Origin of the sequence: Agrobacterium sp. LY4, from assembly GCF_001526585.1 — a bacterium.
In the GTDB taxonomy this organism is placed as follows: domain Bacteria; phylum Pseudomonadota; class Alphaproteobacteria; order Rhizobiales; family Rhizobiaceae; genus Agrobacterium; species Agrobacterium leguminum.
The window spans coordinates 729,763-742,354 of record NZ_ASYA01000001.1 but is presented as its reverse complement, the minus strand read 5'-3'; the positions used below and the strand labels follow the sequence as shown (position 1 = coordinate 742,354).

Annotated in this window: 14 protein-coding genes; 11 read left to right on the top strand and 3 right to left on the bottom strand. The window is 60.9% G+C overall.

Features of this window, described 5'->3' with window-relative positions:
* Positions 1 to 130 precede the first annotated feature (130 nt).
* Positions 131 to 910 (top strand): sulfite exporter TauE/SafE family protein, encoded by a 780-nt coding sequence (locus tag L904_RS03640; RefSeq protein WP_035263541.1) that lies wholly within the window; start codon positions 131 to 133, stop codon positions 908 to 910.
* 31 nt (positions 911 to 941) lie between these two features.
* On the opposite strand, the gene pdxH is transcribed toward L904_RS03640, so the two are convergent.
* A complete protein-coding gene (pdxH, locus tag L904_RS03635; protein ID WP_003521093.1) occupies positions 942 to 1,562 on the bottom strand; it encodes a pyridoxamine 5'-phosphate oxidase in 621 nt (206 codons plus the stop codon).
* A gap of 56 nt (positions 1,563 to 1,618) precedes the next feature.
* Here pdxH and L904_RS03630 point away from each other — a divergent pair, with 56 nt between their 5' ends.
* The 4 genes from L904_RS03630 (at position 1,619) to L904_RS03615 (ending at position 4,969) form a co-directional block, all read left to right on the top strand.
* A complete protein-coding gene (locus L904_RS03630; protein WP_035263542.1) occupies positions 1,619 to 2,068 on the top strand; it encodes an RT0821/Lpp0805 family surface protein in 450 nt (149 codons plus the stop codon).
* Positions 2,069 to 2,279: 211 nt separating this feature from the next.
* Complete coding sequence (locus tag L904_RS03625) at positions 2,280 to 3,395, top strand: DnaJ C-terminal domain-containing protein (RefSeq protein WP_035263543.1); 1,116 nt, start codon at positions 2,280 to 2,282, stop codon at positions 3,393 to 3,395.
* A gap of 131 nt (positions 3,396 to 3,526) precedes the next feature.
* Entirely contained in the window at positions 3,527 to 4,345 is an 819-nt protein-coding gene (gene fabI, locus L904_RS03620) for an enoyl-ACP reductase FabI (protein ID WP_003521090.1), read from the top strand.
* A 30-nt stretch (positions 4,346 to 4,375) separates the two neighbouring features.
* Positions 4,376 to 4,969: a histidine phosphatase family protein gene (locus L904_RS03615; protein ID WP_020812073.1), complete on the top strand. Its 594-nt coding sequence runs from the start codon at positions 4,376 to 4,378 to the stop codon at positions 4,967 to 4,969.
* Between the two features lie 208 nt (positions 4,970 to 5,177).
* On the opposite strand, the gene L904_RS03610 is transcribed toward L904_RS03615, so the two are convergent.
* The gene (locus tag L904_RS03610) at positions 5,178 to 5,438 is read right to left on the bottom strand and encodes a DUF1344 domain-containing protein (RefSeq protein WP_003521088.1); all 261 of its coding nucleotides are present in this window, start codon (positions 5,436 to 5,438) and stop codon (positions 5,178 to 5,180) included.
* A 449-nt stretch (positions 5,439 to 5,887) separates the two neighbouring features.
* Here L904_RS03610 and aroC point away from each other — a divergent pair, with 449 nt between their 5' ends.
* Together aroC and ribB are read left to right on the top strand one after the other, a co-directional pair.
* Positions 5,888 to 6,982, top strand: coding sequence for a chorismate synthase (gene aroC / locus L904_RS03605; RefSeq protein ID WP_035263544.1), 1,095 nt, complete (start codon positions 5,888 to 5,890; stop codon positions 6,980 to 6,982).
* Positions 6,983 to 7,076: 94 nt separating this feature from the next.
* Positions 7,077 to 8,177: a 3,4-dihydroxy-2-butanone-4-phosphate synthase gene (ribB, locus tag L904_RS03600; protein ID WP_003521085.1), complete on the top strand. Its 1,101-nt coding sequence runs from the start codon at positions 7,077 to 7,079 to the stop codon at positions 8,175 to 8,177.
* 266 nt (positions 8,178 to 8,443) lie between these two features.
* Here ribB and L904_RS03595 read toward each other — a convergent pair whose 3' ends face one another.
* Entirely contained in the window at positions 8,444 to 9,640 is a 1,197-nt protein-coding gene (locus L904_RS03595; RefSeq protein ID WP_035261780.1) for a winged helix-turn-helix domain-containing protein, read from the bottom strand.
* 112 nt (positions 9,641 to 9,752) lie between these two features.
* On the opposite strand from L904_RS03595, the gene L904_RS03590 reads away from it, so the two are divergent.
* Genes L904_RS03590 through L904_RS03575 form a run of 4 tightly spaced genes read left to right on the top strand, consistent with a single transcriptional unit; the run spans position 9,753 to position 12,591 of the window.
* A complete protein-coding gene (locus tag L904_RS03590; RefSeq protein WP_035261784.1) occupies positions 9,753 to 10,433 on the top strand; it encodes an energy-coupling factor ABC transporter ATP-binding protein in 681 nt (226 codons plus the stop codon).
* On the top strand, positions 10,430 to 11,035 hold the full coding sequence (locus L904_RS03585) for an energy-coupling factor transporter transmembrane protein EcfT (protein WP_035261786.1): 606 nt from the start codon (positions 10,430 to 10,432) through the stop codon (positions 11,033 to 11,035). Before L904_RS03590 ends, L904_RS03585 begins: the two co-directional genes overlap by 4 nt.
* Positions 11,036 to 11,066: 31 nt before the next feature.
* On the top strand, positions 11,067 to 11,630 hold the full coding sequence (locus tag L904_RS03580) for a biotin transporter BioY (RefSeq protein WP_020010590.1): 564 nt from the start codon (positions 11,067 to 11,069) through the stop codon (positions 11,628 to 11,630).
* A 25-nt stretch (positions 11,631 to 11,655) separates the two neighbouring features.
* The gene (locus L904_RS03575; RefSeq protein ID WP_035261790.1) at positions 11,656 to 12,591 is read left to right on the top strand and encodes a histone deacetylase family protein; all 936 of its coding nucleotides are present in this window, start codon (positions 11,656 to 11,658) and stop codon (positions 12,589 to 12,591) included.
* Position 12,592: the final 1 nt, after the last annotated feature.

Genomic DNA, 12,592 nt, shown 5'->3' with positions numbered 1-12,592 from the left:
ACAACTCTAATCATGATTCTCTGACGGCGTCGACCCGTCAGGCCGTCACGCAGCCATGAACTGAAATTTCCGCGACATGTACATACAAGCGGGATAGAGAAAAGATATTCGAACAACCGTGCCATCGCCCATGTCCCACCTCGATTTTTTCTCGTCCCTCATCACCGCGCACAGTCCGACGCTGCTCGCCATGTTTGCGGGCGCCGCCTTTCTCGCCGGCCTTGCCCGCGGCTTTTCCGGTTTCGGTGCGGCGCTCATCTTCATCCCGCTCGCGAGCGCCATCGTCGGGCCGCGTGTCGCCTCGGCAGTGCTGCTGGTGGTGGACGCCGTGCTGACGCTCGGCATGATACCGCCCGCATGGCGCATGGCGGACCGGCGCGAAGTCTTCATCATGGCGGCCGGCGCCTTTGTCGGCGTGCCGCTTGGAACCATGCTGCTTTCCAACGGCGATCCGCTGACGCTGCGCTGGATCATCTCCGCCGTGGTCGTGATGCTGCTGTTGTTTCTGCTTTCCGGCTGGCGTTACAGCGGCCGGCCGAAGACGCCGCTGACCCTCTTTACCGGGTTTCTGGCCGGGCTGTTTTCGGGGGCTGCGCAACTGGGCGGTCCGCCGGTCGTCGCCTATTGGCTCGGCGGCGCCCTCAAAGGCGCCTTCGTGCGCGCCAATGTCATCTTATATTTCGCGATCTCGACCGTGATCTCCACCGGCAGCTATTTTGTCAGCGGCCTGTTCACCGCCGATGTCTTCGTCTTTTTCCTGCTCGCCCTGCCCTTTTACGGGGCCGGGCTTTATGCCGGCGCGCGACTGCACGGGCTTGCCGACGAGGCGGCGTTCCGGCGCATCTGCTATGGGCTGATCGCCATCTCCGCCGTCATCGGCCTGCCGCTGTTCGATTCGCTGCTGAAATAGGCAGGCCGTAAATGGCCTGCCCTGACCGCCCTTACGGATACATGCGGACCTTGGACCATGCACCGTCAGGCGTCTCGCGGCGGAATTCGATGCGGTCGTGCAGGCGGAACTTGCGGTCGTGCCAGAATTCGATGCTGAGCGGCCGGATGCGGAAACCGGACCAGTAGGACGGGCGCGGAATATCGCCGATGGCATATCTGGCGGTATATTCCGCCACGGCCTTTTCCAGCGCGAAACGGCCTTCCAGCGGCCGAGACTGCTTGGAAGCCCAGGCGCCGATGCGGCTGCCGCGCGGGCGCGAGGCGTAATAGATATCCGCCTCCTCGTCGCTGACGATCTCCACCTCGCCGCGCAGGCGCACCTGTCGCCGCAGGCTTTTCCAGTGGAAACACATGGCCGCTTTTTTCTGGCCGAGGATCTCCTGGCCCTTCTGGCTTTCGAAATTCGTGTAGAAAACAAAGCCGCGGTCGTCGACGCCTTTCAGCAGCACCATGCGCACATTCGGCAGGCCATTTTCGTCCACGGTGGCAAGCGCTACCGCGTTCGGATCATTGATTTCGGAAGCCGTCGCATCCTTCAGCCATTCGGCAAAAAGCGTGAACGGTTCATTTTCTTCCGTGAAGTCACTGGATGTTAACCCCGTTTCCGACATATTGACTAAAATGCTCCCGAGCTGATTTGGACCCCAGAGATGATCTCTGGCGAAAGATGGTGACCGTCATAGCAAAGTCGAACAGTCGAACAAAGAGCCTCCTTTCGTCGGTAGCGGAAGTTTCCGCCGTCGTGTCAATGCTTGTGGTGCTGAGCGGCTGCGTCAGCCTCGACCTGTTCGGCGGCGACAAGGTCGACCGCTCGCTTTCCACGGCCTCCATTCCCAACCAGCCGAGCAATGCGCCGCAGACGGACGATGCGACGATCCGCAATGCGGTGACGTCGGCCGATCTCGCCAAGCTCGCCGACCAGCCGCTGCCCTGGGCCAATGCCGCCACCGGCAGCGCCGGCGTCGTCACTGCCATTCACGAAGACAAATCCAGCGGTTTCGTCTGCCGCGATTTCAGGACGACGCGCCACTCCTTCGAGGGCGTTGCGAGCTATTCGGGACAGGCCTGCCTGTCGGAAACCGGCGAATGGCTGCTGACCCGCTTCGAGCAGAAATAATCTGTTTACCCTTAAATATGGAATAGAGCCGGCCCGGGTGCGGCGCGCTTCCTCCGTAAAGGAGTGATTAGCAACTTATTGCAACAGTCGACGTTGATTAAACCGAGGGCGTGCAGGCGAATGATCGCGGGCATCCCTTTTCGGAGGGGTTAGTTTCAGGATTGCGCCATGAAGGGCGGCAGCGCCTGAGCCAACGTAACTGGTGTTTCGCATGCGCGATCCATATTCGATCCTCGGCGTAAAACGTGACGCCCGCCACGAGGAAATCAAGGCCGCCTGGCGCACGAAGGCGAAAACCGTCCATCCGGACGCCAATCGCGACGATCCCGACGCCTCGGCGCGATTCGCCGAGATCGGGCAGGCCTATGATCTTCTCAAAGACCCGAAAAAGCGCGATCTCTACGATCAGGCCCGCAGGGCGGCCGAAAAGAAACAGCGCGGCGAAACCATCATGCAGCAGCGGGAAGCCGCGCGCGAGGCTGCCGAGCGCGCCAAGGCCGCCGAAAAGCTGATGGAGGAGCTTGCCCGTGCGGACGCCCGCAACCGGGCGCAGACCGGCCAGAAACCCGACGCCAAGGCGGAAACCGCCGAAGATATCGTCGAACGGATTTTTGGCGCGGAAGCACAGAACGATCCCAAGGTGCAGCAGGCGGCGGAAGCGGCAAAGGCTGCCGCGGGCGCCGCGAAAAGCGATATTCCGGGCGCCGGCGAGACCGCGCAGCCCGGCGCCGGCGATGACAGGACAGCACCCGCATCGCTAGCCGCCAATCTTTTCAGCGCTCTCGTGCGCCGTTTCCGCACGCAGCAGCCGGCTCCCGAAAAAGCGCCGGACATCACTGCGGAGACCTCCGTCACGGTCGCCGATCTGCTGGAGCACAAGTGGATTACCGTGTCGCTTGCCGACGAACGAGAGGTTCGCTTCCAGCTCGAAGCCGGCATGAGCGACGGACACGTGGTGCGATTGAAGGGACAGGGGCTGAAGCTTCCCAACATGGCGCGCGGCGACCTTGCCGTGACATTGCTGACCGCCCGTGACGACGCGTTTTCCCTTCGTGGCTTCGATATTCACACGACGCTGCCGATATCGCTCAGCGACGCGGTTCTGGGGTGTGAAACGAAAGTCAGGACACCGCTCGGTGAGGAAAACATCACCATTCCGGCCTGGTCCGGCTCGGACCGTGTGCTGAGGCTTACCGGCAAGGGCCTTACCGATGGCAAGGGCGGACAGGGCGATCTCGTCATCGAATTGCGCATCGTTCTCTTGGAAAAGCCGGATGAAAAGGTGACCGACCTGATGCGGCACATGCGCGAAGGCCTTTATTTGTGAAAGTTTTGCGAATAGCCGGGACAACGCACCCTTTGTTACGCTCCCTAACAGTTGATGATCTTTGGCAATCTTGAACAGGATTGCAGCCTATGCCATAGGCAGGACCGATCAAAAGTACTAGGGAGCATAAAATGGCTCAGGCATCCGGCCTCATGGCTGGCAAACGCGGCCTCATCATGGGTGTCGCCAATAATCGTTCCATCGCTTGGGGCATCGCCAAGGCCTGTGCCGACGCGGGCGCGGAAGTTGCGCTGACCTGGCAGGGCGACGCGCTGAAGAAGCGTGTCGAGCCGCTGGCGCAGGAACTGGGCGCCTTCATGGCCGGTCACTGCGATGTGACCGATCTCGAGACGATCGATGCGGTTTTTGCCGGGCTGGAAAAGCACTGGGGCAAGATCGACTTCGTCGTGCACGCCATCGCCTTTTCCGACAAGGATGAGCTGACCGGCCGTTACCTCGATACCAGCCGCGATAATTTCAACCGCACCATGGACATTTCCGTCTTCTCGCTGGCCGCCGTCGCCAAGCGCGCCGAGCCGGTCATGAATGACGGCGGCTCGATCATCACGCTGACCTATTACGGCGCCGAAAAGGTCATGCCGAACTATAACGTCATGGGCGTGGCCAAGGCTGCTCTCGAAGCCAGCGTGCGTTATCTCGCCGTCGACCTCGGCAATCGCGGCATCCGCGTCAACGCCGTTTCCGCCGGCCCGATCAAGACGCTTGCAGCTTCCGGCATCGGCGACTTCCGCTATATTCTGAAGTGGAACGAATACAATGCGCCGCTGAAGCGCACCGTTTCCATCGAGGAAGTCGGCAAGTCGGCGCTTTACCTGCTGTCCGACCTTTCGACCGGCGTGACCGGCGAAATCCACCATGTCGATTCCGGTTACCACACCATCGGCATGAAGGCGGTGGATGCGCCTGACATTTCGGTGGTGAAGGACTAAGCCTGAAAAGTGTAAGAACGGGGTATCGCCTTGCTCGTCTATGTGATCCGGCACGGACAAACGGACTGGAATGCGATACGCCGGCTTCAGGGCCAGAAAGACATTCCGCTCAACGATTTCGGCCGCCAGCAGGCGGTCGGTAACGGCAAACTCCTCGCGCATCTGCTGGGAGAACAGGCCACGGATTTCGACTATGTGGCGAGCCCGCTCGGGCGCACGCGCGAGACCATGGAACTGATGCGCGGCGCGATGGGCCTCGATCCGAAGGCCTATCGTACCGACGATCGCCTGATCGAAGTTTCCTTCGGCGACTGGGAAGGGCAAACCCTGCCGGAGCTGAAAAAAGAGTTCCCGGACCGGGTGAAGGCGCGCAAGGCCAACAAGTGGGATTTCATTCCCCCCGGCCAGGATGCCGAAAGTTATGAAATCCTCTCCTGGCGTATCGGCGCATGGCTTTCCTCCGTCGAGGTTCCGACGATATGCGTCTGCCACGGCGGCGTGATCCGCTCCATCTTCCGGCTGGTCTCCGGCATGGACAAGGACGAGGCGTCAAGGACGCAAATTCCGCAGGACCGGATTTTGAAGGTCGAGATCGACAGGAATAGTGCGGAGTGGGTTTCGTGAGGCGCATGGCTCCCCTCCTCTCCCGTCTTTCCGGCCTTGAGCCGGAATCCAGCAAGCCCAAGTCCTTGGGCTGAAAAAACTCATCCCGCCGCGCGAGACACGCGTCGTCTGGATGCCGGATCAAGTCCGGCATGACGGAAATGTTGGTGCTTACCGAACGAGATTACAGGGGTTCGCCCCGCCAACAGGCAAAGCCGCAACCGCAGCCTTACTGCACGACCTGAAGATCGTCGACCACGCGTTTCCCATCCACTTCCGTGTAGAAAACCACGACCTTCACGCCCGCTTTCAGACCTTCGAAATTGAACTCTTCCGGCACGCGATAGGTCTTGCCGTCGTTGAGCGTAATGCTCAGCCCATTCGCATCGATCTTGCTGATCGTACCTTCCACGTCGACGCTCTGGGCGTAGCCGTTGATGGGCATCAGGAGGTTGGCGGTGGCCAGAAGGGCGGCAATCATCATACGCATCGATCTAGCTTTCGTGGATTTGCGTGAAAACCTTACATGCATGAAGAATTGCCTTTCGAATGTGGCGGAAATTGCCCGCAACCATGACATTTTCGGCCCAATTGATGAACGGATTTGGGATCGTGTTCAAGCCGTTAGTGATTTTTACACCGCATTTCCCGGCAATATTGGAAAACTCCGGATTAACGTGGAAAACGACGGCGCTTTTACATTTTCGTCATTTCGAAAAACGTCTCCGGCGGGCGCGAATCGCCCCGTTGCCCTCATCCCCGTGCTATCCTAGGAATGAGGGCACGGACATGCGCGTCTCCAGTCAGGATGCCGTGTCCCGCACTTATACCGCCGCAGCGAAAGAAAGGCTTTTGCCTTGCCCGGATTTTCCACTAAGACAAATCCGCTTGTTTTAAACGGCGCTCACCGCAGGCGCCCTGTTTTCCGGTTTTGAAAATATGTCGCATAACAGTTTCGGTCATCTTTTCCGCGTTACCACCTGGGGAGAAAGCCACGGGCCTGCACTCGGCTGCGTGGTGGATGGCTGCCCGCCCGGCATTCGCTTCACCCTTGCCGAGGTGCAGCACTGGATGGACAAACGCAAACCCGGCCAAAGCCGTTTCGTGACCCAGCGCCGCGAGGATGACATCGTCAAGGTTCTCTCCGGCGTGATGCTGGATGAGGACGGCGAGACGATGATAACCACCGGCACGCCGATTTCCATGCTGATCGAAAATACCGACCAGCGCTCCAAGGATTACGGCGAGATCGCCAAACGGTTCCGCCCCGGCCATGCGGATTTCACCTACGATCTGAAATACGGCATTCGCGACTATCGCGGCGGCGGACGTTCCTCCGCGCGCGAGACGGCGGCGCGTGTCGCCGCCGGTGCGATCGCCCGCAAGGTTGTGCCGAGCCTCAATGTGCGCGGCGCGCTGGTGCAGATCGGAAAGCACAAAATCAATCGCGACAATTGGGACTGGGATCAGGTCGACCAGAACCCGTTCTTCTGCCCGGATGCCGCCATGGTGCCGGTGTGGGAAGAATATCTCGACGGCATCCGCAAGGCCGGCTCCTCCATCGGCGCCGTCGTCGAAGTGGTGGCTGAAGGGGTTCCGGCCGGCATCGGTGCGCCGATCTATGCCAAGCTCGATCAGGATATCGCCTCCAGCCTGATGTCGATCAACGCCGTCAAGGGCGTGGAGATCGGCGAAGGTTTCGCCTCCGCCGAGCTTTCCGGCGAGGAAAATGCCGATGAGATGCGCATGGGCAATGACGGCAAGCCGATCTTCCTCTCCAACCACGCCGGCGGCATTCTGGGCGGCATCGCGACCGGCGAGCCTGTCATCGCCCGCTTCGCCATCAAGCCCACCTCCTCCATTCTGACGGAGCGCCTTTCCATCGATACCGACGGCAACAATGTGGATGTGCGCACCAAGGGCCGCCATGACCCCTGCGTGGGCATCCGCGCCGTGCCCATCGGCGAAGCGATGATCGCCTGCACCGTTGCCGACCATTATCTGAGGGATCGCGGCCAGACCGGCCGCCGGTAGAGAACCGAAAAGTGCGAAGCGGTTTTCGGAAAATCCGATACTGAAACAAAAACGGAGAGCAACGTGCCGTTGCTCTCAAATAAGGGGGATCGCCATGGCCTATGACCAGAAACGCGTCGTGGACGCCATCCGCGCTTTCGAAGCGGGTGAAATCGTTGTCGTGACCGATGATGACGACCGTGAGAACGAAGGCGATCTGATCATTTCGGCGGTTCACTGCACGCCCGAGAAAATGGCGCTGATCGTACGCCATACCTCCGGCATCGTCTGTGCGCCCATGCCGCGCGAGGAAGCCAAGCGGCTGAACCTCAATGCCATGGTGGCGGAAAATGACAGCGCTCATACCACGGCCTTCACCGTCAGCGTCGATTTCAAGCACGGCACCACGACCGGCATTTCCGCCGATGACCGCACCCTGACGGTGCGCAACCTTGCCAATCCCAATGTCGGCGCTTCCGATTTCACCCGGCCGGGCCACATCTTCCCGCTGATTTCCCGCGAGGGCGGCGTCTTGATGCGCTCCGGCCATACAGAAGCGGCGGTCGATCTCTGCCGGCTCGCCGGCCTTCCGCCCATCGGCGTCATCAGCGAGCTGGTGAATGACGACGGCACGGTGATGCGCGGACCGCAGGTGCTGGATTTCGCTGAAAAACACGGCATGAAGCACGTTTCGGTCGCCGATCTCATCGCCTATCGCCAGCGCAAGGAAACACTGGTGGAGATGGAATCCTCCTTCACCATCGAAACGCCCTTCGGGCCGGCCAAGGCGCAGACCTATTCCCTGCCCTGGGACCCGATGCAGCATATGGCGGTGATTTTCGGCGATATCAGAGACGGCATCGACATTCCCGTGCGCCTGCACCCGGAAAATGTCGCCGACGACGTGTTCGGCGACCGCCAGCCGGTGCGGCATTACATGCAGAAGATCGCCGAGGAAGGCCGCGGCGTCATCGTCTATCTGCGCGAAGGCTCCGTCGGCGTCGGCCAGGTAGCCGGACGTCGCAAGGCGCGTGATCCCGACGAGGCACATGCGCAGGCTCGTTCGCGCGAAAACGAATGGCTGGAAATCGGCCTCGGCGCGCAAATCCTGAAAGACCTCGGCATCAGTTCCATCAAGCTGATGACCACGCGGGAGCGACATTATGTCGGCCTTGAAGGCTTCGGCATCAAGATTTCGGCGACGGATATCGGGTGATTTTTTGTGGTTTTCCTTGGTTTTCCAGGGCAATTGTGAAGCGAGTGGATGCATCCTCGCCTTCTCCCCGCCGGGGAGAAGGTTGCGGCAGCGGGTTGAGGGGGCCACGTTGCCGATATACGGAGAGCTTGCCCCCTCATCCGACCCTTCGGGCCACCTTCTCCCCGACGGGGAGAAGAAACAAGCGGCGACGCTGTGCTACCTCAGAGGCGAAGACGGCATCGCGCGGTGGGATGCCACTCTCACAGTGTCCCGAGCGAAAGACCTCAGTTTTCCTCCCGCCACCCATCCAGATAGTTCACACTCTCAACCCCGGTAAACTTCGCCAGCCTCACCAGTTCCGCGTCGAGCTTCTCCAGCCGACCGGCCGAAGCGCGTACGCCCGGCTCCAGCCACAGGCGGCGCACATCCAGCGTGCCGCGCTTGCGATCCGCTTTCATGTCGATGCGGCCGATCAGCCTGTCACCTTCCAGAAGCGGGAAGACATAATAGCCATATTGCCGTTTCGGCTCGGGCACGAAGACCTCGATGCGGTAATAGAAGCCGAACAGCCGCTCCGTGCGGTTTCGGTCGCGCAGCAGCGGGTCGAAGGGGCTGAGAACACGGACGCGGGCGGAAGGTTCCGGCACGTCGGTCAGGTCGGCGGTGAAATCGGCAAAGGCAAAAGACGGGCGGGCATTGTCTCCATCGCTGGAAAGAAGCGAGACCTCGCAGAGTTCATCGCGATGGCTTTTGACCCAGTCCCTCGCCTCCTGCGGGGTGACGAGATCGAAAAAGGCGGCGATTTCACCGTGGGTGGCGAAGCCCAGCCGCTTCAGCGCCTCACGGCAGGCCCAGTCGACAAATTCGGCATGCTCCACCTCGGTTCCATGATGCTCGCCGGGAATGACCCGTTCGGCGAGATCATAGACCTTCTGGAAGTTCACGCGGCCGGCAATCGCGAGCTTGCCGGTGTGCCAGAGATATTCGAGCGCGGTCTTGGAGGGATGCCAGTTCCACCAGCCGCCGGACTGGTGCCCCTCCTCCTTCAGCTCCCGCGCCAGAACCGGACCGGTGGCGGCGATGCGCTCCAGCGTTTCACCGAAAGCCGCATCGAAGCCCTCGCCGTGCCATTTGCGCCAGCGCTCCTGAATGATCGGCTCGCGGCGGCGGAAACGATGTTTCCAATAGGGATAAAACTCCGTCGGCAGGATGGAGGCGTCATGCGTCCAGTGCTCGAAAAGCGCCCGGTCCTTTTCCAAAAGCGTGGTCAGGTGGCCGCGCCTGTAGGTCTGGTTGCGGGAGAAGATAATCTGGTGGTGGGCGCGCTCCACCGTGCCGATGCTGTCCACCTGCACGAAACCGATATCGGTGATGAGTTGCAGCAGGTCGCTCTTGGAAAGCGCCTTGCCGGGCGGAGAAGAAAGCCCCTGCCGCGCCAGAAAAATCCGCCTTGCCGCTTCGTTTGAAACCTTGATCGCCATGGCGCAGAAGGTAGAACGGCTTTTTCAGGATTGCAATGTTCTTTTTTTGTTCCTTGTTTCACTTCTGTTGATGACGGGGTATAGAACCGGAAAAGAGCGCGAGGATGTAAGCTTGGAAATCCGTTTTAACGCCGCCGGAGTCGCTTTCGAGGGTCGGCAGGCCCTGCAGCCGCTGTCTGTGACATTGACGGAACGGCGCATCGGCGTGATCGGCCTCAATGGTTCCGGCAAGACCACCTTTGCCCGGCTGATCAACGGGCTGAACAAACCGAGCGAGGGCAAGGTTTCGGTGAACGGTCTCGACACCGTGAGCGACGCCAAGGCGGTCTTGCAGGCGGTCGGCTTCATCTTTCAGAATCCGCAGAACCAGATCATCCTGCCGATCGTGCGCGACGATGTCGCCTTCGGTCTCAAGCGGCTCGGCCTAGGCAGGGCGGAAACCGACGCCAGGGTCAAAGCCGTCCTTGCCCGGCTCGGCATCGCTCACCTGGAAGAGCGCCGTGCGCACGAAATCTCGGGCGGCGAATTGCAGCTTGCGGCGCTGGCGGCGCTTCTGGTCACCGAACCGCAAATCCTCATTCTCGATGAGCCGACCAACCAGCTCGACCTGAAAAACCGTACTATCGTTGAAAAAACCATGGCGGCACTGTCGCAGGCGCTGATCGTCATCACCCACGATCTGCCGCTGGTTGCGGGTTTCGACCGGGTGCTGGTTTTCCATGAAGGCGCACTGGTTGCCGACGCCGCGCCCGAAGAAGCGGTGGCGCGCTATCTGGAGGTGGCATCGCGATGAAATCGCTGCATGTGGAAGGCACTGGCTGGCTCTACCGCGTCTCGCCGCGCCTCAAGCTCGTGACGCTGATGGGTTTCAGCATCGCATTGTTCCTCACCCGCGATCTGCTGGTTCTCGCATGCGCGACGGTTCTGGCCGCCCTTATTCTGGGCGCCACGCGGCTGCCCTTCAAGGATATCGGCCTGCGGCTCCGGCCGGTGATGCTGACAATCTTTCTCGTCGCCGCCTTCAGCTATCTCCTGCTTCCGGCTCATGATGCCAGTGTCAATCTTTTGCGGCTGACGGCGCTGGCGCTGCTTGCCACCGCTGTCACCATCACCGTCAGCATCTCGCAATTCATGGACGAGATCGCGCTTGCCGCCGCCCCGCTGGAAAGGCTGGGGCTGGTGAAGGCCGCTGATATCGGGCTTTCGGTCGGGCTCGTCGTGCGCTTCGTGCCTGAAATCGTCAACCGTTACCATGCGATGCGCGATGCGCACCGGGCGCGCGGTCTGCCCGTGCGGATGGCCACCATCATCGTGCCGCTGGTGATTATGACGTTGAAGGATGCCGATGCCATTGCCGACGCCATTGACGCGCGCGGTTTCAGAGGCCAAAGCTGACGGCCAGATAACCATCCGGAGTTTCCGAGCCATGACGACCCGCGACCTTGTGCTGATTTCGCTGTTTTCCGCCATCATCATCGCACTCGGGCTTCTGCCGCCGATCACGCTCGGTTTCATCCCCGTGCCGATCACCGCGCAGTCGCTCGGCGTCATGCTGGCCGGTGTCGTGCTGGGCGCAAAGCGCGGTACGCTGGCGGTTCTCCTGACGATCCTGATTGCCGCCATCGGCCTGCCGGTGCTTTCGGGCGGACGCGGCGGCCTTTCCATCTTCACCACGCCGACCACGGGCTTCCTGATCGGCTGGATCGCGGCGGTTTTCGTCACCGGCACGCTCTCGGAAAAGCTCGTCAATCGCGGCCAGTCCGCTCTAACACAGGGCATCGGTTTCTTCGTCGCCAGCCTGATCGGCGGCGTGGTCGTGCTTTATGCTTTCGGCATCACCTATCTGGCGCTGGTCGTCGGGCTCGGTTTCGAAAAGGCCTTCATGGGTTCGCTCGCCTTCATTCCGGGCGATGCGCTGAAGGCCGTGCTTGCCGCACTTGCCGGCCGCGCCGTGATGGCCGGTTATCCGCTTCTGCCGCAGCGCGCCTGAACGGACTTTCTTCGGGAGGAAAAGAATGGCGACGCGTTTATACGAACATCCGATCTTCCTGGAGCATATCACGCCATCCGGCCACCCCGAGCGGCCGGACCGCCTGCGGTCGCTGAACATCGCGCTCGAACATCCGAATTTCGAGCGGCTGGAACGCAAAGAAGCGCCTCAGGCCAATGAGGATGCGGTGCTGCTGGCGCATCCGGAGGAGCATCTGCTTGCCATCATGCGGCAAATCCCCGAAGAGAATGGCGAGATCAACCGCGTCGAGGCCGACACCTACGTCTCGCCGAAAAGCCTGCAGGCGGCGCTGACCGGCATCGGTGCTGCCATGGCGGCGGTGGATGACGTGTTTACCGGTGCTGCCGACAATGTCTTCGTCGCCGCCCGCCCGCCCGGCCACCATGCGGAAACCGCAAAGGCCATGGGCTTCTGTCTTTTCAACAATGTGGCGATTGCCGCCCGCCATGCGCAGAAGGCGCACGGCGCGGAGCGCGTCGCCATCATCGACTGGGACGTGCATCACGGCAACGGCACGCAGGATATCTTCTGGAACGACACGTCAGTGCTGTTCTGTTCCACCCACCAGATGCCGCTTTACCCGTGGAGCGGCGACAAAAACGAAACCGGCGTGAAGAACAATATCGTCAACGCCCCGCTTTCGCCCAACACCGGCAGCGAATATTTCCGCGAGGCCTTCAAATCCCGCGTGTTGCCGGCGATTGCCGATTTCTCGCCCGATCTCATCCTCATCTCCGCCGGCTTCGACGCGCATCACCGCGATCCCTTGGCGCAGATCAATCTGGTGGGCGAGGATTTCGACTGGGCCACGGGCCGGCTTCTGGAAATGGCCGACAAATACGCATCGAACCGGGTCGTCAGCCTGCTTGAAGGCGGCTATGATCTGGAAGGGCTGGCGGAATCGGCAGCCATGCATATTTTGAGAATGATGAAGGGTTGAA

Bases quoted from the DNA above. Each gene is read 5' to 3' on its own strand.
- L904_RS03640 (WP_035263541.1), top strand. From the start codon at position 131: ATGTCCCACCTCGATTTTTTCTCGTCCCTCATCACCGCGCACAGTCCG.
- pdxH (WP_003521093.1), bottom strand. From the start codon at position 1,562: ATGTCGGAAACGGGGTTAACATCCAGTGACTTCACGGAAGAAAATGAA.
- L904_RS03630 (WP_035263542.1), top strand. From the start codon at position 1,619: ATGGTGACCGTCATAGCAAAGTCGAACAGTCGAACAAAGAGCCTCCTT.
- L904_RS03625 (WP_035263543.1), top strand. From the start codon at position 2,280: ATGCGCGATCCATATTCGATCCTCGGCGTAAAACGTGACGCCCGCCAC.
- fabI (WP_003521090.1), top strand. From the start codon at position 3,527: ATGGCTCAGGCATCCGGCCTCATGGCTGGCAAACGCGGCCTCATCATG.
- L904_RS03610 (WP_003521088.1), bottom strand. From the start codon at position 5,438: ATGCGTATGATGATTGCCGCCCTTCTGGCCACCGCCAACCTCCTGATG.
- aroC (WP_035263544.1), top strand. From the start codon at position 5,888: ATGTCGCATAACAGTTTCGGTCATCTTTTCCGCGTTACCACCTGGGGA.
- ribB (WP_003521085.1), top strand. From the start codon at position 7,077: ATGGCCTATGACCAGAAACGCGTCGTGGACGCCATCCGCGCTTTCGAA.
- L904_RS03595 (WP_035261780.1), bottom strand. From the start codon at position 9,640: ATGGCGATCAAGGTTTCAAACGAAGCGGCAAGGCGGATTTTTCTGGCG.
- L904_RS03585 (WP_035261786.1), top strand. From the start codon at position 10,430: ATGAAATCGCTGCATGTGGAAGGCACTGGCTGGCTCTACCGCGTCTCG.
- L904_RS03580 (WP_020010590.1), top strand. From the start codon at position 11,067: ATGACGACCCGCGACCTTGTGCTGATTTCGCTGTTTTCCGCCATCATC.
- L904_RS03575 (WP_035261790.1), top strand. From the start codon at position 11,656: ATGGCGACGCGTTTATACGAACATCCGATCTTCCTGGAGCATATCACG.